At 67.1% G+C, this 21,245-nt stretch carries 17 protein-coding genes and 1 pseudogene; 8 read left to right on the forward strand and 10 right to left on the reverse strand.

From position 1 onward, the window contains the following. Positions 1-11 precede the first annotated feature (11 nt). Positions 12-3,173, forward strand: coding sequence for a serine/threonine-protein kinase (locus tag BST12_RS09975; RefSeq protein ID WP_083113037.1), 3,162 nt, complete (start codon positions 12-14; stop codon positions 3,171-3,173). 4 nt (positions 3,174-3,177) lie between these two features. Here BST12_RS09975 and BST12_RS09980 read toward each other — a convergent pair whose 3' ends face one another. From BST12_RS09980 to BST12_RS34220, 4 genes are all read right to left on the reverse strand, one after another. Beyond that, positions 3,178-3,462, reverse strand: a complete 285-nt coding sequence (locus tag BST12_RS09980; protein WP_083112432.1) for a WXG100 family type VII secretion target — start codon at positions 3,460-3,462, stop codon at positions 3,178-3,180. A 35-nt stretch (positions 3,463-3,497) separates the two neighbouring features. After that, on the reverse strand, positions 3,498-3,794 hold the full coding sequence (locus BST12_RS09985; RefSeq protein WP_083112949.1) for a WXG100 family type VII secretion target: 297 nt from the start codon (positions 3,792-3,794) through the stop codon (positions 3,498-3,500). A 71-nt stretch (positions 3,795-3,865) separates the two neighbouring features. After that, entirely contained in the window at positions 3,866-5,020 is a 1,155-nt protein-coding gene (locus tag BST12_RS34215; RefSeq protein ID WP_139801585.1) for a PPE family protein, read from the reverse strand. Between the two features lie 31 nt (positions 5,021-5,051). Continuing rightward, a complete protein-coding gene (locus tag BST12_RS34220) occupies positions 5,052-5,978 on the reverse strand; it encodes a PE domain-containing protein (protein ID WP_083112951.1) in 927 nt (308 codons plus the stop codon). A gap of 157 nt (positions 5,979-6,135) precedes the next feature. On the opposite strand from BST12_RS34220, the gene BST12_RS10000 reads away from it, so the two are divergent. Beyond that, positions 6,136-6,483 carry a hypothetical protein gene (locus BST12_RS10000; protein WP_083112952.1) on the forward strand — a complete coding sequence of 116 codons (348 nt, stop codon included), beginning with the start codon at positions 6,136-6,138 and terminating at the stop codon, positions 6,481-6,483. A gap of 17 nt (positions 6,484-6,500) precedes the next feature. Here BST12_RS10000 and guaA read toward each other — a convergent pair whose 3' ends face one another. Further along, complete coding sequence (gene guaA / locus BST12_RS10005) at positions 6,501-8,054, reverse strand: glutamine-hydrolyzing GMP synthase (protein ID WP_372511096.1); 1,554 nt, start codon at positions 8,052-8,054, stop codon at positions 6,501-6,503. A 76-nt stretch (positions 8,055-8,130) separates the two neighbouring features. Between guaA and BST12_RS10010 the strand changes: the two genes are divergently transcribed. Then, positions 8,131-8,547 (forward strand): cold-shock protein, encoded by a 417-nt coding sequence (locus tag BST12_RS10010; protein WP_083112954.1) that lies wholly within the window; start codon positions 8,131-8,133, stop codon positions 8,545-8,547. Between the two features lie 12 nt (positions 8,548-8,559). On the opposite strand, the gene BST12_RS10015 is transcribed toward BST12_RS10010, so the two are convergent. Then, complete coding sequence (locus BST12_RS10015) at positions 8,560-9,198, reverse strand: winged helix-turn-helix transcriptional regulator (protein ID WP_083112955.1); 639 nt, start codon at positions 9,196-9,198, stop codon at positions 8,560-8,562. Between the two features lie 79 nt (positions 9,199-9,277). Between BST12_RS10015 and BST12_RS10020 the strand changes: the two genes are divergently transcribed. From BST12_RS10020 to BST12_RS10035, 4 genes and pseudogenes are all read left to right on the forward strand, one after another. Beyond that, a complete protein-coding gene (locus tag BST12_RS10020) occupies positions 9,278-10,858 on the forward strand; it encodes a DHA2 family efflux MFS transporter permease subunit (RefSeq protein WP_083112956.1) in 1,581 nt (526 codons plus the stop codon). Between the two features lie 4 nt (positions 10,859-10,862). Continuing rightward, positions 10,863-11,684: a class I SAM-dependent methyltransferase gene (locus BST12_RS10025; RefSeq protein WP_083112957.1), complete on the forward strand. Its 822-nt coding sequence runs from the start codon at positions 10,863-10,865 to the stop codon at positions 11,682-11,684. Positions 11,685-11,735: 51 nt separating this feature from the next. Next, positions 11,736-12,532: pseudogene (locus tag BST12_RS10030) on the forward strand (beta-phosphoglucomutase family hydrolase). Continuing rightward, positions 12,529-14,898, forward strand: a complete 2,370-nt coding sequence (locus tag BST12_RS10035) for a glycoside hydrolase family 65 protein (RefSeq protein WP_083112958.1) — start codon at positions 12,529-12,531, stop codon at positions 14,896-14,898. The pseudogene BST12_RS10030 and the gene BST12_RS10035 overlap by 4 nt, the downstream one beginning before the upstream one ends. A gap of 109 nt (positions 14,899-15,007) precedes the next feature. Here the strand turns inward: BST12_RS10035 and BST12_RS10040 are convergent, their stop codons facing one another. Next, complete coding sequence (locus BST12_RS10040; protein ID WP_083112959.1) at positions 15,008-15,586, reverse strand: TetR/AcrR family transcriptional regulator; 579 nt, start codon at positions 15,584-15,586, stop codon at positions 15,008-15,010. Between the two features lie 62 nt (positions 15,587-15,648). On the opposite strand from BST12_RS10040, the gene BST12_RS10045 reads away from it, so the two are divergent. After that, positions 15,649-16,542 carry a TauD/TfdA dioxygenase family protein gene (locus BST12_RS10045; RefSeq protein WP_083112960.1) on the forward strand — a complete coding sequence of 298 codons (894 nt, stop codon included), beginning with the start codon at positions 15,649-15,651 and terminating at the stop codon, positions 16,540-16,542. A 7-nt stretch (positions 16,543-16,549) separates the two neighbouring features. Here BST12_RS10045 and BST12_RS10050 read toward each other — a convergent pair whose 3' ends face one another. The 3 genes from BST12_RS10050 to guaB all read right to left on the reverse strand — a co-directional run bounded on the left by BST12_RS10050 (position 16,550) and on the right by guaB (position 21,181). Continuing rightward, positions 16,550-18,295, reverse strand: a complete 1,746-nt coding sequence (locus BST12_RS10050) for a GMC oxidoreductase (RefSeq protein WP_083112961.1) — start codon at positions 18,293-18,295, stop codon at positions 16,550-16,552. Positions 18,296-18,425: 130 nt separating this feature from the next. Further along, a complete protein-coding gene (locus tag BST12_RS10055; protein ID WP_083112962.1) occupies positions 18,426-19,565 on the reverse strand; it encodes a GuaB3 family IMP dehydrogenase-related protein in 1,140 nt (379 codons plus the stop codon). 14 nt (positions 19,566-19,579) lie between these two features. Then, positions 19,580-21,181, reverse strand: a complete 1,602-nt coding sequence (gene guaB, locus BST12_RS10060; RefSeq protein WP_083112963.1) for an IMP dehydrogenase — start codon at positions 21,179-21,181, stop codon at positions 19,580-19,582. Positions 21,182-21,245: the final 64 nt, after the last annotated feature.

Below are 21,245 nucleotides of genomic sequence, written 5' to 3' on the forward strand. Positions count from 1 at the left end.
AGCGCCAAAAAATGGCTGAAGAACCGGGGGTTGCCGGCTCGACGTCCGTACCCAGCGGAGCCGCTGCGGAGTTGGCCGCCGAGGGATTCGAAAACGCACGCCAAGTGGCCCGTGGCGGCGCAGGTGTGGTCTATTGCTGCCGCGAGACCGTGCTGGGACGAAACGTTGCAGTCAAAGTGCTGCCCTCACATTTCGACGACGACAGCAGGGAACGTTTTCTGCGCGAGGGCTACGCGATGGGCAGCCTTTCGGGGCATCCCAACATCGTCAATATCTTGCGAGTCGGAATAACCGAAAGTGGCCGGCCATATATCGTGATGCCCTACTACGCCGCCGATTCCCTGGCGGTACGGTTGCGCCGCGAAGGGCCGATCCCCTGGCCCGAGGCCTTGCAGATCGGCGTGAAGTTGTGCGGGGCACTGGAAACCGCGCATCAGGCCGGCACTTTGCACCGCGATATCAAGCCCGCCAACATCCTTATCAACGATTATGGCGACCCGCAATTGACCGACTTCGGGATCGCCCACATTGAGGGCGGTTTCGAAACGGCGGTCGGATTCTTCTCCGGCACAATCGATTACACCTCACCCGAGGTGATGACCGGTAACCACGCGACGGTGGTCGCCGACGTCTACTCCCTGGGTGCCACGCTTTATGCGCTGATTGCGGGCAATGCCGCACACGAACGCAAAAAAGGCGAAGACCTCGTCGCGCAATATCTGCGGATCAGTTCAACGGGCGTCCCGGATATGCGTCCGGACGGAATTCCCGATGCGGTGTGCGCGGCAATCGAGAAAGCGATGTCGATCGACCCGGACCAACGGCCGGCCTCAGCCGCCGAGTTCGGCCGCGAGTTGCAGGCCGCACTACGCCGCAACGGCCTAAAACCCGCTTCCATGGCGATCACCAATATGCGACCGAGCACCGCGGACGCCGCTCCGGATGTCGTCGAAGCGCCTCCCGTATCACCCGCGATCGCAAATATGGGAAAGCAGAATCAGCCGGAGCCCCCGACAAGCAAGATCGCCGCGGTCACTGCCCCACCCGCCGGTCAGCAGGATTCAGCCGAACCCGACAACATCTCCCAACCGGCACAACGCGGCGCAACGCAGGTTCCGACTCCTCCAGACGCCGCCGAGCCGGCGCCGCAGCACTCGCACCACGCAGACGTCACCACCCCGGTCAAACCCACCAGCGACCCGGGGCCAGAGACCGCACCAGCTCCGCCTGCGCCCAGCCCGCCGCGGGTCTGGCAGCCGCCGCGCGGGCGCGTTGCAGCGTGGTTCGCCGAACCCGGTAAGAAGCGAAATCGCATTGCGCTCAGCGCAGTGGCAGCGGTCGTGGTGGTGCTGTTGGTGGGCGGCGGTGTCTACCTTGCAACTTCCCGCGACAACAACGCTCACCAAACCGCTTCGAGTCAACCGACCACTCAGGCGCCGGTTCAGTGGAAGCCGATCACCAATGCGCGGGTTGCTCGCGTTGCGGCGACGACGACGCAGGCGGACGGCACGATCTGGATCTTCGGTGGGGTACGGGCCGACGGCAATATCACCGGACTGCACGAAGGCTATGACCCCATCATCGACAGCTGGAAAGGCGGCGACGACCTCCCGGTTCCGGTTGAGCACGCGATGGCGGTCACCTGGCAGGGCAATCCCATTGTGCTGGGCGGTATCCGCAGCGACGGCACCAAAAAGGTTGCGACCGACCAGGTTTGGCGAGTAATCAACAGCCGCTGGGTAGAGCTGCCGCATCTGTTGCAGCCCAGATCGGCGGCGGCAGCGGCAGTGGTAGGCGACCGCATCATCGTCGCCGGCGGTGTGGACGCCAACGGCGCGCTGCTCAACACGACCGAGGTTTTCGACGGCAATTCATGGACCCTTGGCGCTCCGTTACCGACGCCCCGGCAACTGCTGGCCGCGGCCACGGACGGAAAGCTGGTGTACGCCGTGGGCGGCCGCAATGCGAACTCAGAATTGCCCACGGTCGAGGCGTACGACCCCGCCGCCAAGACCTGGACGCCCTTGGCTGACCTTTCCCAGCCCCGCAGTGACCTCGGCGTGGCAATCGCCGATGGACGCCTGGTGGCGGTCGGCGGCATGTCGGCTGGACAGGTCCTCAAGAGCGTCGCGGTGCTGGATCTGATGACCAAAACGTGGGCCGGATTGCCGGACATGGCGACCCCGCGGCACGGCATGGCCGTCGACGCGGTGGAAAAGTCCGTATATGCGATCGGCGGGTCCACGGGCGTTGGCGACGACCAGGCCACTTCGTCGGCCGAAGTGCTGAAGCTCCCCATGCGCCGGATTCAGCCGGCGGCGCAGTGGCGTACCTTGCCGGATGCGCCGACGGCCCGGTTGATGACGGCGTGGGCCGTTCTCAACGACAAGATCTGGATCATGGGCGGCATCCGGGACGGAATGGCGCTGTCGACCGTCGAGAGCTACGACCCGCGCACCGGTGCCTGGCAGCCCGGGCCCGCATTGCCCATGCCGTTGCACCACGCGACGGCAACTACCTACCGCGGCGAAGTGGTGGTGCTCGGTGGCGCCAGCGAGAACCTCGCCGACGCCTCCAACAAGGTTTTCGCCCTGCGTGGCAACAGCTGGGTGGAGTTGCCCACCCTCACCCACGCTCGGGCGGGTGCCGCCGCGGCGGCGGTCGGTGACAAACTCGTCATCGTCGGTGGGCAGAACGCCAAGCAGATCGTCCCGCAGACCGAGGTTTTCGACGGCAACTCGTGGAAGGATGCGCCCGACCTGCCGACCCCTCGAGAACATCTCGCAGCAGTATCGGACGGCACCTATGTGTATGCGATTGGCGGGCGCTTCCTGTCCGCCGACAAGAACTCCGCAGCGTTCGACCGGTTCGACCCGCAAAGCGGGAAATGGACCACCTTGGTCGGGATGCCGACGCCGCGCGGGAGCTACGGTGCCACATTCATCGACGGCCGAATCGTCGTGGTCGGCGGGGAAGAACCAACCCAGGTGCTCGGAGTGGTCGAGATGTACGACATCGCCAATGCAAAGTGGAGCCCACTCCCCTCTCTCTCGACCCCTCGTCACGCCGCGGTGGTCGCTACCGTCGGCAACACCGTCTACTGCATCGGCGGCGCAAACCGGCCTACTCATGAAGGAGCTATCGCGACGGTAGAGGCCCTGGACTTCATGTAAGGCGTCAGGCCCAGCTGGAGCCGACGGCGCTGTCGGTCTGCGCCATGTTGCTGCCGGCGGACTGAACCTTCTGGCCGTGGGCGTTGGCCTGCTCGTAGATCACCTGGAAGTTGCGACCCAACTGGGTGATGAACTCCTGGCAAGCCACCGAACCGGCGCCACCCCAGAAGTCACCGGCAGCCAGCACATCGCGAACGATGGCCTGGTGCTCGGCCTCCAGGCTGGCGGCCTGTGCGCGGATCAGAGCGCCGTGGGCGTCGACATCGCCGAACTGGTAGTTGATGGTCATGATTGGCCTCTCTTCTTGCTTGATCGGGTGGTGGGTTAGCTGCTCAAGACCTGTTGGGAGGCCTGCTCTTGCTGCTCGTAGTTGCCGGCGTCGCGAACCAGCCCGTCGCGAACCGTGTCCAGCATGGCCACGATGTTGCGAAACGCCTGCGTCATCTGACCCATGGTGTCCAGCGAGGTGGCCTGGGCCGCCCCGCTCCAGCCAGCGCCCGAGATGTTCTGCGAGGACGCCCACATCTTCCGGGCCTCGTCCTCGACGGTCCGCGCGTGCATCGCGAAGCGGCCCGCCATGTCCCGCATTGCGTGCGGGTCGGTCAGGAAACGTGTGGTCATTTGAATTTCTCCTTATCAAATCGTCGAAACTGATTGCCGTTCAAAGCTATTCGGACGCGCCTCTCCTTCCGTCAGCCGGCCACACCGCGTGGCAGCACGGTCATGCGAGGCAGTTCGGGAGCGCCGTAGCCGCGGGTCTCCATACCCAATACCTGACCCGCGGGGATGCCCCTTGCCACCATGGGCGCGCCCGCCGCGGGTGTCGCGGCACTCGGGTCCGCAACCGCCGGCCCCGGCACGTCCGTAGCTCCCCAACTGCGTGGCGTCGACAACCCACCGACCTGGGTGGACTGGCCCATCGCTGCCGTCACCGGCGCCTGACGGGGCTCCACCGGCGGGATTATGCGGGGGTGCATTTCCGGACGTACCGGAGTCGCGGGCAGCGTGCGCGGAGCGGGAGCCGGCGTCGCCGGCCGCGGGACCTCCATCGGCGTACGCGTCGGAGTCACCACGCCGGGCGCCGGGGTTCCGCCCATCCCGGAGGTGGCCGTCCCGGAGGTGGCCATCCCGGCACCCTGGCTCAACGGCAGGCCGAGTAAGCCCGCGAAATTACTGAGGCCACTTTGGAGGCTGCCGAAAAGCGTGGACGCCGACGAGTTGAGCGCCGAGGGCAGCGCGGCAACCGTCCCGACCGCTTGGGCGGCCACATTCTGGACGGCGCCTTGCAGGCCGGTAACGGCGGAGCCCACCAGCCCGGCCACATTGGTCGTCACCGGCGCGATCGCCAGCGGGCTCAGCGCGCTCGCCGCGGCCGAGGAGCCGGCGTAGGCGTACATCGCGGCGGCGTCTTGGGCCCACATTTCGGCGTAGTGCGCCTCGGTGGTCATGATCGCCGGCGTGTTGACGCCCATGACGTTCGACGCGGCCAGCGACGCCAGCAAGCTGCGGTTGGCGGCAATCATCGCGGGCGGCACGGTAGCGGCAAAGGCCGCCTCGTGCGCGGCTGCTGCCGCAGTGGCCTGCATGCCCGCCTGCTCGGCCTGCGCGGCGGTGCTGTGCATCCACTCCACATAGGGCGCGGCGGCGGTGGCCATCGCGGTGGCCGACGGGCCCTGCCACCCGGCGTCGGCGAGCTCGGCGACGGCCTCCCCGTAGCCGGTCGCGGCCGTGCGCAGCTCGGCTGCGAGGCCCTCCCAGGCCGTCGCGGCGGCCAGCATGGGCGCTGACCCAGGGCCGGCATACATCAGTCCGGAGTTGATTTCTGGCGGTAAGGCACCGAAGTCCATGGTCAGATCCTTTTCTTTCGAGTAGCTCTTGCTAGGTACGGTGGGCCGGGATGCCGCGCTGGGCCGGGACATGCAGCACGGGCGGGGCCGGCGGAGGCGGTGGTGGCGGCACGTAGGGCGTTACCGGCTCGACGGGCCCGACAGGCGTGCCCAGCGTGACGTCGGGGTTGCCGGTGCTGACGGTGGGATTACCTGTGCTGAGGGTGCCCGTGTCGCCGCCGAAGGTGCTCGCGCCCAGGTCGCGTGCGTTGCCGCCCATGCCGCCGCTTGGCACAGCTTGTGTGCCGGGTGGGACGCTGTCGGGCGAGCTCGGCAGGGGCGCGGTCGTCGTTGGCCCAGTCGTGAGGGGTCCAGTCGTGGTCGTGGCGGGCCCAGTCGTAACCGGCCCGGAAGTGGTCGTGACGGGTCCAGTCGTGGTCGTGGCGGGCCCAGTCGTAACGGGCCCGGTCGTAACCGGTCCAGACGTGGTCGTAGCGGGCCCAGTGGTAACCGGTCCGGTCGTGACGGGCTTGGGCGTGGCGGGCTTAGGCGTGGCGGGGGCAGTCTTGGCGGGCCCAGTCTTGGGCGCCGGCACCACAGGAGCCGTCTTCGCCGGCGCGCCGACCTTGCTCGGCAATGCCGACCCCGGGCCGGACGGGGCGGGCGCCACGCCGCCGGATCCACCGATGCTCTGCATATTGCCGGTCTCGGCAGTCTGGTAAGCCTTGGCGCTCAGGCCCAGTGCCTGGACGAAACGCTCGTGGATCAGGTTGGCCTCGGCGCTGATCGATTGGTACAGCTGGCCGTAGGCGGCGAAGCCCTGCGCCGTCACCTGCGATACCGCGTCGGCCGCAGCTGGGATCACGCCGGTGATCGGCATCGCCGCAGTCACATTGGCAGCACCAACGGCCGAGCCGATTCCTTCCAGCTTTGCAGCAGCCGCCGCGAGTAGGTCCGGTAATGCTATTACGTACGACATGAGTTTCTCCCCTTGAGCGTCCCTGTCCGTTGTGAGTACACACTTTCATATTTTATGAATCGTTGTCAACAACTGATCTGGAAAATCATGATTTGGGCGGTCAAATCGCCTTTCAGGGTGTTTTGACCGCCATCTGGCATCCAGTTACGCTTGGCAGATGCCACGAACCAACGCTGCCGGGTGGGGATTGAAGCGCCTGCTTGAGGCAACGCTGAACCGCGACATCACCGTTGAGCAATTGCGCGACGCGTGTGGCGTTACCAAAGGCCGGTGGTACGGCGGGGTCGGGCGCGCCAACGCTGACGACTTCCCGGATGCCGAAGAGGCCAGGCGCGCCGCCCATGCGTTCGGACTCAGTGCTACGTGGCTACAAGTCGAACTTGGCCTCATCACTCCCGAAGACGTCCGGGAGGCGTTGGACGAGGCGAACGGGCTGGACCCGTTTCGGGTCACCACACGACAGCCAGTGCTGCAGAAACCGCCTGTCGTGCAACCGCCCGAATAGGGCTGCGTTAACCGAGGCTATTCCCACTCGATGGTGCCGGGCGGCTTGCTGGTCACGTCCAGCACCACCCGGTTGACCTCGACCACCTCGTTGGTGATCCGCGTCGAAATCCGCTCCAGCACCTCGTAGGGCACCCGCGTCCAGTCGGCGGTCATGGCGTCCTCACTGGACACCGGACGCAACACGATCGGGTGCCCGTAGGTGCGGCCGTCGCCCTGCACCCCGACCGAACGGACGTCGGCCAACAGCACCACCGGACACTGCCAGATCTGCTTGTCCAGACCGGCTGCGGTCAGCTCCTCACGAGCGATCGAGTCCGCGCGCCGCAACGTCTCCAACCGCGCCGCGGTAACCTCGCCGACGATCCGGATACCCAGGCCCGGGCCAGGAAAGGGCTGGCGCGCAACGATTTCCTCCGGCAGACCCAACTCGCGCCCCACCGCGCGCACCTCGTCTTTGAACAGCAGCCGCAGCGGCTCGACGAGGGTGAACTTCAGGTCGTCGGGCAGGCCACCGACGTTGTGATGGCTCTTGATGTTGGCGGTGCCGCTGCCGCCGCCGGATTCCACTACGTCGGGATACAGCGTGCCCTGCACCAGGAACTCAACCGACTTGTCCCCCAACACATCTCGCACCGCACCTTCGAATGCCCGGATGAACTGGCGGCCGATGATCTTGCGTTTACCCTCGGGGTTGCTCACTCCCGACAGCGCTTCGAGGAAGGTCTGCGCCGCGTCGACGGTGACCAGATTGGCCCCGGTAGCGGACACGAAATCGCGCTGCACCTGCTCACGCTCGCCGGCCCGCAACAACCCGTGGTCAACGAAAACACAGGTCAACCGGTCGCCGATGGCTCGCTGCACCAACGCGGCGGCCACCGCGGAGTCCACCCCGCCGGACAGTCCGCAGATCGCGTGGCCGTCGCCGATCTGCTCGCGCACCTGATCGACGAGCGCATTGGCGATGTTGGCGGGCGTCCAATCCGCACCCAGCCCGGCGAACTCGTGCAGAAACCGGCTGAGCACCTGCTGGCCATGCGGGGTGTGCATCACCTCGGGGTGATACTGCACCCCGGCCAGGCGCCGGGCCCGGGCCTCGAAGGCGGCCACCGGCGCGCCCGGGCTGCTGGCCACCACGTCGAATCCGTCCGGCGCCGCGGTGACCGCGTCACCATGGCTCATCCACACCGGCTGAACGCCGGGTAGATCCGAATGCAGTTCGCCGCCAAGGACTTTCAGCTCGGTGCGGCCGTATTCACTGGTTCCGGTGTGGGCCACGGTGCCGCCCAGTGCCTGCGCCATGGCCTGAAACCCGTAGCAGATGCCGAACACCGGCAGCCCCAGCTCGAACAGTGCCGGGTCCAGTTGCGGGGCACCGTCGGCATAGACACTGGCCGGCCCCCCGGAGAGCACCAGTGCCAACGGATCGCGGGCCCTGATCTCCTCGATCGAGGCGGTGTGCGGGATCACCTCCGAAAAAACCCGGGACTCCCGCACCCGCCGGGCGATCAACTGCGCATATTGGGCACCGAAATCGACCACCAACACCGGCCGCGGCGACGCTGAATCCACGGGGAGTGAGTGTAGTGGCTGGGGCATACGGGTACGATCGCCACTTGTTGGTGCTGGGCTGATGAGGGGTTCTAGGGTGCGGGTCTCAGGGAAAATCGTTCGTTTCGACGACGTGCGCGGTTACGGGTTCATTACTCCGGATGCGGGCGGCGACGATGTCTTTCTGCACGCAAACGATCTCGAAATGGAGAAACGGCAGGCGGTACGCGGTGCCCGGGTCTCCTTCGAAATCGAGGAGGGTGATCGCGGAAAGTTCGCCACTCAGGTCCGGATATCGGCCGACGCGGCACCGTCGCGCCCACCGATCAGTGATCTCGACGATCCGAACGGGCCGAATGACGACTACTTCGACGTGCTTTCCGCCGAAGAGTTTCGGCATCTGGTCACCGAGAAGTTATTGGTGATTACCCCGCCGCTGACTGCCCAGCAGATTCTCGCGGTGCGCAGCAGCTTCGAACAGCTGGCCCGGCAACAGGGTTTGATCGATTCGTAGTCTTACCGCGTCCTACAGCGCGAACGCCCGACGCAGCGCGCCGACGGCGTCCGCATCGCCGTGGAAACTGATGCGGCGCAAGGCCGCCTTGCGCTTGGCCTCACTCGCCCCGAGGCGGGCCGCGACCAGATCCGCCGCGGCGGCGGTGACCGTCACCGCCGGTTCGCCCTGCGCGGCGGCCAGACGGCCTTGCGTGACGGCGAATTCGAAACGGCGGCCGTCGATTTCGACGCGATAGCTTGCCGCCAAGCCAGCCGCGTTGCCCGAGTTGAAGCCCAGCAGGATGCCGGCCAGGAATCCGTTCAGCGGCGATGCCGGGCCATCCTCGACCGGATCCAGCCGGTCCAAACCGAACCACGCGATGCTTTGCAGGACGGGCAGCACCCGCTGCCAGCCGATGTCGCTGAGGGTGTAGACGGTGCGCCCGATCGGCGGCGGCAGATCCGTCCGGTCGACGAGCCCGGCGTCTTGTAACTCCTTGAGCCGCTCGGCGAGCAGGTTGGTCGCGATCCCGGGCAACTCGGCGCGCAGATCGCCGTAGCGGCGGGCTCCCCCGACCAGCTCGCGCAGGATCAGCAACGTCCAGCGCTCACCCAGGACGTCCAGCCCGCGCGCGACGGGGCAGTTCTGGTTGTAGTTGCGGGTGGGCACGCAGCCACGCTACCTGCAGTAGACACCTTTTTCAAACTAGTACTTGATTTTCTTGTCTATAAACTTTAGCGTCTTGTCTATGCGTACCCCACCTGCGTTTCGACCGGCTTTGTCGCCCGTTTTCCGAAATCACCCGATTCCCGCCCTCGCCGTCATCTGCCTGTCGGTCTTCGTCATCAGCGTCGACGCCACCATCGTCAACGTCGCACTGCCCACCCTGTCGCGGGAACTGGCCGCCGACACCGCCCAGCTGCAGTGGATCGTCGACGCCTACACCCTGGTCATGTCCGGGCTGCTGCTATCGGCCGGCAGCCTGTCCGACCGCTACGGCAGGCGGGGCTGGCTCAGCTGCGGCCTCGCCCTGTTCGCCATCACGTCCGCGGTTGCCGCACAAGTGGATTCGGCCGACGCACTGATCGCCGCGCGCGCCGCCATGGGTGTGGGCGCGGCGGTGATCTTTCCCACCACCCTGGGGCTGATCACCAACATCTTCACCGACCCGGTACCCCGCGCGAAGGCCATCGGACTGTGGGCGGCCATGGTCGGTGTGGGGGTGGCCGTCGGACCGATCAGCGGTGGCTGGCTGCTCGAGCACTTCTCCTGGGGCTCGATCTTCCTGGTGAACATTCCGGTAGCCGTGCTGGCCATCGTCGGCGGCGTGCTGTTCGTCCCGACCTCGCGCGACCCGGCGGCCCCGCGCGTCGACGTCGGCGGCCTGATCCTGTCCGCAGTCGGGATCACCGCGCTGGTCTACACGGTGATCGAGGCGCCAACCTGGGGCTGGACGAATATCCGAAGCATGATCGGATTCGCCGCTGCGGCAATGGTTCTCACCGGTTTCGCGTTGTGGGAGCGGCGCACCAGCCATCCGATGCTGGACGTGTCGGTGTTCGGCAACCGCAGATTCTCCGGTGGCAGCCTGGCAGTTACCGCGGGTTTTCTGACGTTGTTCGGCTTCATCTTCGTCATCACCCAGTACTTCCAGTTCGTCAAGGAATACAGCGCATTCGAGACCGGCGTGCGATTGCTGCCGGTGGCCGGCTCGATCGCGCTGGCCAGCATCCTCGGCCCGCGGCTGGTCGAACGCATCGGCACCACCGCCGTCGTCGCCGCCGGCCTGACCGTGTTCGCGGCCGGGCTGGCGTGGGCGGCCACGGCGCAGGGGTCCACGTCCTACACCGAGATCGCACTGCAGATGCTGTTGCTCGGCGGCGGCCTGGGGCTGACGACCGCGCCCGCCACCGAGGCGATCATGGGATCGCTGTCCGCGGACAAGGCCGGCGTGGGCTCGGCCGTCAACGACACCACACGTGAACTCGGCGGCACCCTCGGCGTCGCCATCGTCGGCAGCGTCTTCGCCTCGGTCTACTCGGGCCGGATCGCCGCAGCTTCCGCCCTGACCGGACTACCCGCCGACCTGCGCTGGGCGATGGGACGCTCAATGGCAGTGGCGCACAAGGTGATCGAGCAGCTGCCCGCCGGACAGGCCGCGCCAGTGCGCGACGCCGTCAATCGTGCGTTCCTGGACGGCCTGCAGGTCGGCACGCTGGTCTGCGCCGGCATCGCGCTGGCCGCGGCGATCGTCGTCGCGTGGCTGCTGCCGCCGCGGACCACACACCCGGCCGCCCCGACCCAGGCCCCGGCACTGGTGCAGGCCTAAGGCCATGGCAATCAACACGATTCGCGCACAGTACGCAACCGGGCTGGCCCGGTACAACATCGAACAAGCGCTAATCGAAACCGGCCGCGACCCTGCCCACCTCACACCCGCCGACCTCGCGCCGCTGGAGGACTTCCACACCATGGGCCGTTACGCCACCGGCCAATTGCTCGCCCTGCTGGACATCGGCAGCGACGATTACGTGCTCGACGCCGGCAGCGGGATCGGCGGCACCGCACGCTTTCTGGCCGACCAGCGCGGCTGCCGGGTCAGCGCGGTGGACCTGACCGAGGAGTATTGCCAAACCAACCGCTGGCTCAACGAACTCGTCGGCCTGGGCCACCGGATATCGGTTCGCCAGGCTGACGTCACCCAACTTCCCTTCGCCGACGCCACCTTTCAGTTCGCCATCAGCCAGCATGTCCAGATGAACGTGGCCGACAAAGCGCGCATGTACTCCGAAGCGCGCCGAGTGCTGGTCAGCGGGGGCCGGCTTGCCCTCTGGGACATCACCGCAGGAAGCGGCGGCCAACTGGACTATCCGCTGCCGTGGGCCGATGAACCCACGCGCAGCCATCTGGTGACCGCCGGCCAGCTGCGCACGGCAGTCGAGGCTGCCGGGTTGGCCGTCGAGCACTGGAACGACCTGACCGACCAGGCGGTCGCGATCATGCACGCACTGCTGTCCCAGCCGCCCAACCCGCTGGGCTTGCACACGTTCGTCGCCGGCTTCACCCGAAAGGCCGACAACCTCACCCGCGCGTTGGCCGACGGACGCTTGCGCGCCGTCCAGGCCGTCGCGCGAGCTAAGTCGCAGGAGTCGTGACGAGGTATCGCGTCGCCTGGGGGCGGACCCGTCGCGCCACCCGCTCGGGGCATGGTGAACTGGTATGGCCCACCACCGCCCGAAAGTGAGGTTTCTGAGTGTCCTCTGCGCTGGGTCTGCCGGACAACGTGCGTGCCTGTCTCTTCGACCTGGACGGTGTACTCACCGATACCGCCAGCGTGCACACAAAGGCCTGGAAGGCCATGTTCGACGCTTACCTGTCCGATCGGGCCGAACGCACCGGCGAACCGTTCGTGCCGTTCGACCCCGCCGCCGACTACCGGCAGTACGTGGACGGCAAGAAGCGTGAAGACGGTGTCCGGTCCTTCCTGGAGAGCCGGAAAATCGAACTCCCCCAAGGCAATCCCGACGATCCCGGCGAAGCCGAAACGATTTACGGCCTGGGCAACCGCAAGAACGACATGTTCCAGCGGGTCCTCAAGAAGGACGGCGTCGAGGTGTTCGACGGATCGCGGCGCTATCTGGAAGCGGTGACCGAAGCTGGGCTGGGCGTCGCCGTGGTGTCGTCCAGCGCCAATACCCGCGACGTGCTCGAGATCACCGGTCTGGACCGGTTCGTCCAGCAGCGCGTCGACGGCGTGACACTGCGCGAGGAGCACATCGCCGGCAAGCCGGCACCGGACTCGTATCTGCGCGGCGCGCAGCTGCTCGACGTGGCCCCCGATGCAGCGGTTGTGTTCGAGGACGCCCTATCCGGTGTGGCGGCCGGCCGTGCCGGTAACTTTGGCTTCGTGGTAGGCGTCGACAGGGTGGGCCAGGCCGAGGATTTGCGCCGCAACGGCGCCGACGTGGTGGTTACCGATCTCGCCGAGCTGCTGCAGTCATGATCTCTGAGGAAGCCTTTCCGGTAGAGCCGTGGCAGGTGCGCGAGACTCGGCTCAATCTGAACCTACTGGCCCAGTCGGAGTCGCTGTTCGCGTTGTCCAACGGACACATCGGATTGCGCGGCAATCTCGACGAGGGTGAGCCGTACGGATTGCCGGGCACCTATTTGAACTCGTTCTACGAGATCCGGCCGCTGCCGTATGCCGAAGCCGGATACGGCTATCCCGAAGCCGGCCAGACGGTCGTCGACGTCACCAACGGCAAGATCATTCGGCTGATGGTCGATGACGAGCCGTTCGACGTCCGCTACGGAGAATTGATCGACCACGAGCGCATTCTCGACCTGCGCGCCGGCACGCTGTGCCGCAAGGCGCACTGGCGCTCCCCCACCGGCAAGCAGGTCAAAGTGGTGTCCACCCGGCTGGTGTCGCTCGTCCAGCGCGGCGTCGCGGCCATCGAGTACGTGGTGGAGGCCGTCGACGACTTCGTCCGGGTGACCGTGCAGTCCGAACTGGTCACCAACGAAGACCAGCCGGAGACCTCCGACGACCCGCGGGTGTCGGCGATTCTGGAAAACCCGCTGGAGGCCGTCGACCACGAAAGTGCCGGCAGCAAAGCAATTCTCATGCACCGCACCCGGTCCAGTGCCCTGATGATGGCCGCGGCGATGGACCACGAGGTGGACGTCCCCGGCCGCGTCGAGATATCGACCGACGCGCGCGCAGACCTGGCCCGTACCACGGTGATCTGCGGGCTGCGCGCCGGACAGAAGCTGCGCATCGTCAAATACCTGGCCTACGGATGGTCCAGCCTGCGGTCGCGTCCGGCACTGCGCGATCAGGCCGCCGCCGCACTGCACAGCGCCCGCTACAGCGGGTGGCAGGGCCTGGTGGACGGGCAGCGGAAATACCTCGACGAGTTCTGGGACTCCGCCGACGTCGAGGTCGAGGGCGACCCGGAGTCACAGCAGGCGGTGCGCTTCGGGCTCTTCCATCTGGTGCAGGCCAGCGCCCGGGCCGAACGGCGCGCGATTCCCAGCAAGGGGCTCACCGGCACCGGCTACGACGGCCACGCCTTTTGGGACACCGAGGGTTTCGTCCTTCCGGTGCTCACCTACACGCTGCCGCACGCGGTCGCCGACGCCCTGCGCTGGCGGGCGTCGACGCTCGATCTGGCCAAGGAGCGGGCCGCCGAACTCGGCCTGGACGGGGCGGCCTTTCCCTGGCGAACCATCCGCGGCCAGGAGTGCTCGGCCTACTGGCCGGCCGGTACGGCGGCCTGGCACATCAACGCCGACATCGCGATGGCCTTCGAGCGCTACCGCACCGTCACCGGTGATCATTCACTGGAGTCCGAGTGTGGTCTCGCCGTGCTCATCGAGACCGCTCGGCTATGGATGTCGCTGGGCCACCATGACCGCCACGGCGTGTGGCATCTGGACGGAGTCACCGGTCCCGACGAGTACACCGCGATCGTGCGCGACAACGTCTTCACCAATCTGATGGCGGCGCACAACCTGCTTACCGCCGCCGATTCCTGCGCACGGCACCCCGACAAGGCGGGCGAACAGGGCGTCACCACCGAGGAAATGGCCGCGTGGCGCGACGCGGCCAATGCCGTCCACGTCCCCTACGACGAGGAGCTGGGTGTCCACCAGCAATGTGAAGGCTTCACCACCTTCGCCGAGTGGGACTTCGAAACCAACACCACCTACCCGCTGTTGCTGCACGAGCCCTACGTGAAGCTCTACCCCGCGCAGGTGATCAAACAGGCCGATCTGGTGCTGGCGATGCAATGGCAGAGCCACGCATTCACTCCCGAACAGAAGGCGCGCAACGTCGACTATTACGAGCGGCGCATGGTGCGCGACTCCTCGCTGTCGGCCTGCACGCAGGCGGTGATGTGCGCCGAGGTCGGCCATTTGGAGCTGGCCCATGACTACGCCTACGAAGCCGCGTTGATCGACCTTCGCGACCTGCACAAGAACACCCGCGACGGCTTGCACATGGCCTCGCTGGCCGGGGCGTGGATGGCGCTGGTCGCCGGTTTCGGCGGATTGCGCGACGACGAGGGCATCCTGACGCTGGATCCCCAACTGCCCGACGGTATTTCGTGCCTACGGTTCCGGTTGCGCTGGCAGGGATGCCGGCTCACCGTCGACGTCAACCACTCCGACGTCACCTACACGCTGCGCGACGGGCCGGGCAGCAAGTTGACCATCCGGCACGCCGGAAAGGAACTCACGCTGAGTACCGACGCGCCGAAAACCATCGCGGTGCGCGAACGCGAGGCGCAGCTGCCGGCGCCGCCGCAGCCGCCCGGCCGCGAGCCGTTGCACCGGCGGACGTTGACCCGCCAGACGGGGTGACACCGAGGCCGGGTGTGCATCCAGGGCCTTGAGGGTGAATCCTGGGCGCGACAGCCGGCCGAAGCCCGCCCCACGCGCACACTCAATTCCGTGAATTTGGGCCCTGGGTTCAGTGCGGCTCAACGATCCAGGCAACTTCGGCCAGAATCGCCTGTCGCAATTCCTCGTCGGTCATGTCGTCCAGACCCGTCGCGGTGCGCAGCATCGGCGCAAACAGCCGCCAACCGAATTGCAGCGCAAGGGCATTGGCGACGGCCATCCGCGCGTCGGATTCCGACTCGTGGCGTGGGCGCACCTCGTCGATCAGCGAGGCGACGTTGGGGAACTGCTTTTGCAGCTGGCCGGCCGGATAGCCGTCCAGCAGCGACCGGGCCAAGACCCGCATGTGCCGGTCCAGCGCCCGATCGACGACGTCGGCTGCTGCTCCGGCGTGCAGCAGGCCCGCCAACTTCTCGCCCAGGTGATCCAGCACTGATCCGACCAGTTGTTCCTTGGTGCCGAAGTGCCGGAACACCAGCCCGTGGTTGACCCTGGACCGGGCGGCGATGTCGCGAATCGACGTCGCGGCGGGACCCCGCTCGGCGAATAGATCGGTGGCGGCCTCCAAGACCGCCGCCGCCACTTCTTCCCGCCCGGTGGGTGTCGTCCGGTGTGTGGTCCGGTGTGCCGTTGACGCGCGCGTAGTCACATGACTACACTAGCCCATGTAGTCAACTGACTACACCGAATCTTCTCCCTGAAGGACCCAACATGTCCCAAGTCATCTCGGTTAAGAAGCTCGGCAGCCGGATCGGCGCCCAGGTAAGCGGGGTGCGGCTCGGTGGCGACCTGGACGTGGCCGCAGTTGCCGAGATCCGCGCGGCGCTGCTGGCCCACAAGGTGGTCTTCTTCCGCGGCCAGCATCACCTCGACGACGCCGAACAGCTTGCCTTCGCCGCCCTGCTGGGCACCCCCGTCGGCCACCCATCGGTGACTGCCGTAGCGCCCGGCGCACCCATCCTCACGCCCATCAACTCCGACTTCGGCAAGGCGAATCGCTGGCACACCGACGTCACGTTCGCCGCGAACTACCCCGCGGCCTCGGTGCTGCGGGCGGTCAAGCTGCCCGACTACGGCGGCTCAACGCTGTGGGCCAATACCGCGACCGCGTACGCGGACCTGCCCGAGCCACTCAAGTGCCTCGCCGAGAACCTGTGGGCTTTGCACAGCAACCGCTACGACTACGTGAAGGCCGAGGCCCAGGTGCAGACCGACGCGCAACGCGCCTTCCGCAAGGTTTTCGAGCACCCCGATTTCCGGACCGTTCACCCGGTCGTGCAGGTACACCCGGAGACCGGCGAGCGCACTCTGCTCGCAGGGGACTTCGTGCGCAATTTCGTCGGCCTGGACAGCCACGAGTCAAATGTGCTGTTCGACTTGTTACAGCTGCGAATCACGTTGCCGGAGAACACCATCCGTTGGAACTGGGAACCGGGCGACGTCGCCATGTGGGACAACCGGGCCACCCAGCACCGCGCCGTCGACGACTACGACGACCAGTACCGGCTCATGCAGCGGGTCACCCTGATGGGCGACGTGCCCGTCAACGTGCGCGGACAGCGCAGCCAGGTGGTCAGCGGAGCACCCCTGACGCTGGCCAGCTAGCGGCCGGCTAACCCACCTCGGCCGTGGGGCTGACCGGATCGATCGGCAGCCACCGCAGCGCACCCGGCGCGTCGGCGGGCACCACCGGATGCTCCGGTGCGATCGGGTCCATCCGCCGGTAGGCGTCACCCTGCAGCGGCCGCTGGTCGTTCTCGCCCTTGTTCGGCCACAACGACGCGGCCCGCTCGGCCTGGGCGGCGATGGACAGCGACGGGTTGACGCCCAGGTTCGCCGAAATCGCGGCGCCGTCGACCACGTACATCGTCGGGTAACCGTAGGCGCGGTGATAGGGGTCGATGACGCCGTTCTCCGGGCTGTCGCCGATCACCGCACCGCCGAGGAAGTGCGCGGTCAGCGGGATGTTGAACAGCTCGCCCCAGGTGCCGCCGGCCACGCCGTCGATCTTCTCGGCGATACGGCGGGTGACCTCGTTGCCCACCGGGATCCAGGTCGGGTTGGGTTCACCGTGGCCCTGCTTGCTGGAGTACCAGCGGATACCGAGCTTGCCGCGCTTGGTGAAGGTGGTGATCGAGTTGTCCAGATGCTGCATCACCAGGGCGATCATCGTGCGCTCACTCCACTGGCGTGGGTTGAGCAGCCGCAGGATGTGCGACGGGTCTTCGCGGCCCTGTCGCACCAACTGCTTCCACCGCGGCACGTCGGTGCCCTCGGGCCCCGAGCCGTCGGTCATCAAAGTCTGCAGCAGACCCATCGCGTTGGAGCCCTTGCCGTAACGGACGGGTTCGATGTGGGTGTCCGACGTCGGGTGAATCGACGAGGTGATCGCCACCCCGTGGGTGAGGTCGAGGTCCGGGGAGACCTCCAGTCGCGCGGCACCGACGATCGACTCGGAGTTGGTCCGGGTCAACACGCCCAGTCGCTTGGAAAGGCGGGGCAGCCGTCCCTTATCGCGCTGGTTGAACAGCAGGTGCTGGGTTCCCCAGGTGCCGGCGGCCAGGATCAGGTGCTCGGCGGTGAAGGTGCGCCGGTCCCTGCGCAGCCAACTGCCGGTGCGCACCGTGCGCACCTCCCACAGGCCGTCCGGCCGCTGTTGGAATCCCTTCACGGTGGTCATCGGAATCACTTGTGCGCCTGCGGATTCCGCGAGACCGAGGTAGTTCTTCAGCAGTGTGTTCTTAGCGCCGTAGCGACAGCCCGTCATACAGCAGCCGCATTCCAGACAGCCGGTGCGCGCCGGCCCCGCGCCGCCGAAGAATGGGTCGGGCACGGTCTTGCCCGGCGTCTTGGTGCCGTCGGCTCCGAAGAACACCCCGACCGGAGTGGGCACGAAGGTGTCGCCGCAGCCCATCTCGTCGGCGACCTCTTTGACGATGCGGTCCGCGTCGGTGAAGGTCGGGTTGTAGACGACGCCCAGCATCCGTTGCGCCTGCTCGTAATGCGGCATCAGTTCGGATCGCCAGTCGGTGATGTGCCGCCACTGCTGGTCGTTGAAAAAGGGGTCCGGCGGTATGTACAGGGTGTTGGCGTAGTTCAGGGAGCCGCCGCCCACGCCAGCACCGGCCAGGATCATCACGTTCTTCAGCGGGTGAATCCGCTGGATGCCGTAGCAGCCCAGCTTGGGTGCCCACAGAAACTTGCGCAGGTCCCACGATGTCTTGGCGAACTCCTCGTCGGCATACCGGCGGCCGGCCTCCAGCACGCCTACCCGGTAGCCTTTTTCGGTCAGCCGCAGCGCGCTGACACTGCCCCCGAAACCCGAACCGATAATGAGGACGTCGTAATCCGGCTTCATCGCTGCAGTATGACCTTCTTTACATCTGCCGTGTCAATCAGCCACCCTAACCTCGGCGTCCAGCGTGCGGCTAGCTGCACATTCGGTGCCGAACGTGCGGCTGGCCGCACGTTCGGCGGCTCAACCGACCTCAGGTCGCTACCGTCAGGCCGACCTTCTGGAACTCCTTGAGATCGCAGTAGCCGGCCTTGGCCATCGACCGGCGCAGGCCACCGACCAGATTCAGGGTGCCGAACGGATCGTCGGACGGGCCGTTGAGCACCCGCTCCAGCGGCGGCCGCTCGCCGACGGCGATTTGCAGCAGCGCCCCGCGCGGCAACGACGGATGCGCGGCCGCGGCCGGCCAGAACCACCCTTCGCCCAGTGCTTCGGCGGCCTCGGCCAGCGGCGTGCCCAGCACCACCGCGTCGGCGCCGCACGCGATGGCCTTGGCCAGCTCTCCGGAGGTGTGGATGTCGCCGTCGGCCAGCACGTGCACGTAACGCCCGCCCGTCTCGTCGAGGTATTCGCGCCGGGCGGCGGCGGCATCGGCGATCGCGGTGGCCATCGGCACGCTGATGCCCAGCACCTCGTCGGTGGTGGTGACCCCGCGGGTGGAGCCGTAGCCGACAATGACGCCGGCCGCGCCGGTGCGCATCAGATGCAGCGCCGTGCGGTGGTCCTGCACACCACCGGCGACCACGGGCACGTCGAGTTCGGCGATGAAGGTCTTGAGGTTCAGCGGCTCGCCGTCTCGTTCCTTATCCAAGGCCACTCTTTCGGCAGAGACGATGGTGCCGTGGATGACCAGCAGGTCGATCCCGGCCTGCAGCAGCACCGGCGTCAGCGCCTGGGCGTTCTGCGGACTGACCCGCACCGCGGTCGTCACCCCGGCTTCCCGGATGCGCGCCACCGCCGCGCCCAGCAAATCGGGGTTCAGCGGCGCGGCGTGCAGCTCCTGCAGCAGCCGGATCGCCGCCGACGGTTCCGGCTCCTTACTGGCGGCCTCGACGAGCTGGGCGATCCTGGCCTGGACGTCGGCATGCCGGCCGATCAGCCCTTCGCCGTTGAGCACGGCCAGCCCGCCCAGCCGGCCCAGTTCGATCGCGAACTCCGGGGATACCAGCGCATCTGTGGGGTGCGCCAGCACCGGGATCTCGAACCGGTAGGCGTCCAGTTGCCAGGCTGTGGACACGTCTTGTGACGAGCGGGTGCGCCGCGACGGCACGATATTGACTTCGCTCAATTCATAGGTGCGCCGCGCGGTGCGGCCCATGCCGATTTCGACCATGTCAGGTCCGCCTGTCAGCGTGCGTAGTAGTTGGGCGCTTCGACGGTCATCGCGACATCGTGCGGGTGGCTCTCCTTGAGACCGGCCGCCGTGATCCGGACGAACTGCGCCTGCTGCAGCACTTCGATGGTGGGCGAGCCGGTGTAACCCATTGCTGCGCACAGGCCGCCGGTCAGCTGGTGGATCACCGTCGCCAGCGGACCACGGAACGGCACCCGGCCCTCGATCCCTTCGGGTACGAGTTTGTCCTCGGAAAGCGCGTCGTCGGCGAAGTAACGGTCCTTTGAGTAGGACTTCGCCTGTGCACCGGAGGAGCCCCTGCCCGCCATGGCGCCCAATGAGCCCATGCCGCGGTAGCTCTTGTACTGCTTGCCGTTGACGAAGATCAGTTCGCCGGGCGCTTCGGCGGTGCCGGCCAGCAGCGAGCCCAGCATCGCCGTCGAGGCGCCGGCGGCCAGGGCCTTGGCGATATCGCCGGAGTACTGCAGCCCGCCATCGGCGATCACCGGCACTCCGGCGGGTCCGCACACCGCAACGGCCTCCAGGATTGCGGTGATCTGCGGCGCGCCCACCCCGGCGACGACCCTGGTGGTGCAGATCGAGCCCGGCCCCACACCGACCTTCACGGCGTCGGCGCCGGCGTCGACCAGGGCCGCGGCCGCAGACCTGGTGGCGACGTTGCCGCCGACCACCTCGACGCGGTCGCCCACCTCGAGTTTGAGTTTGCTCACCATGTCGAGCACCAGCCGGTTGTGGGCGTGGGCGGTGTCGACGACGAGCACGTCGACCCCGGCGTCGACCAGCATCATGGCGCGCACCCAGGCGTCGCCGCCGACACCGACGGCCGCACCCACCAGTAGCCGGCCGTCCTTGTCCTTGGTGGCCAGCGGGTGCTGCTCGGTCTTCACGAAGTCCTTGACGGTGATCAGCCCGGTCAGCTTGCCCCGGCCGTCGACGATGGGCAGCTTCTCGATCTTGTTGCGCCGCAACAGTCCTAGCGCCGCCGACGCGCTCACCCCCTCCTGGGCGGTGATCAGCGGCGACTTGGTCATCACCTCGGCGACCTGCTTGGTCTGGTCGACCTCGAAGCGCATGTCCCGGTTGGTGATGATGCCGACCAGGGCGCCGTCGTCGTCGACCACCGGCAGCCCCGAGATGCGGAAGCGGGCGCACAGCGCGTCGACCTGGGCCAAAGTGTTGTCCGGGCGGCAGGTGACCGGGTCGGTGACCATGCCGGCCTCGGAGCGCTTCACCATTTCGACCTGGCCGGCTTGTTCGGCGACGGGCAGGTTGCGGTGCAGCACACCCATGCCGCCGGCGCGGGCCATCGCGATGGCCATCCGCGACTCGGTGACGGTGTCCATGGCCGAGCTGACCAACGGCACCTTGAGCCGGATCTTCTTGGTCAGCTGACTGGACGTGTCGGCGGTGGCCGGCACCACGTCGGAAGCCGCGGGCAACAGCAGGACGTCGTCGAACGTCAGGCCCAGCATCGCGATCTTGTGCGGGTCGTCGCCTCCGGTCGGCACCGGGTCATCGGTCAGGCCGCCCATACGCACGTATGGGCTACCGACCAGGTCGGAGCTGTCTTCTAGGCCGGACATGCCACGGGACATCGGTGAAGCCCTCCATACGCATGCGTCAGTGAGGTACCCATCCTATCGGCTCAATCGGCGGTGC

The organism is Mycobacterium angelicum (genome assembly GCF_002086155.1).
GTDB classification, from domain to species: Bacteria; Actinomycetota; Actinomycetes; order Mycobacteriales; family Mycobacteriaceae; genus Mycobacterium; species Mycobacterium angelicum.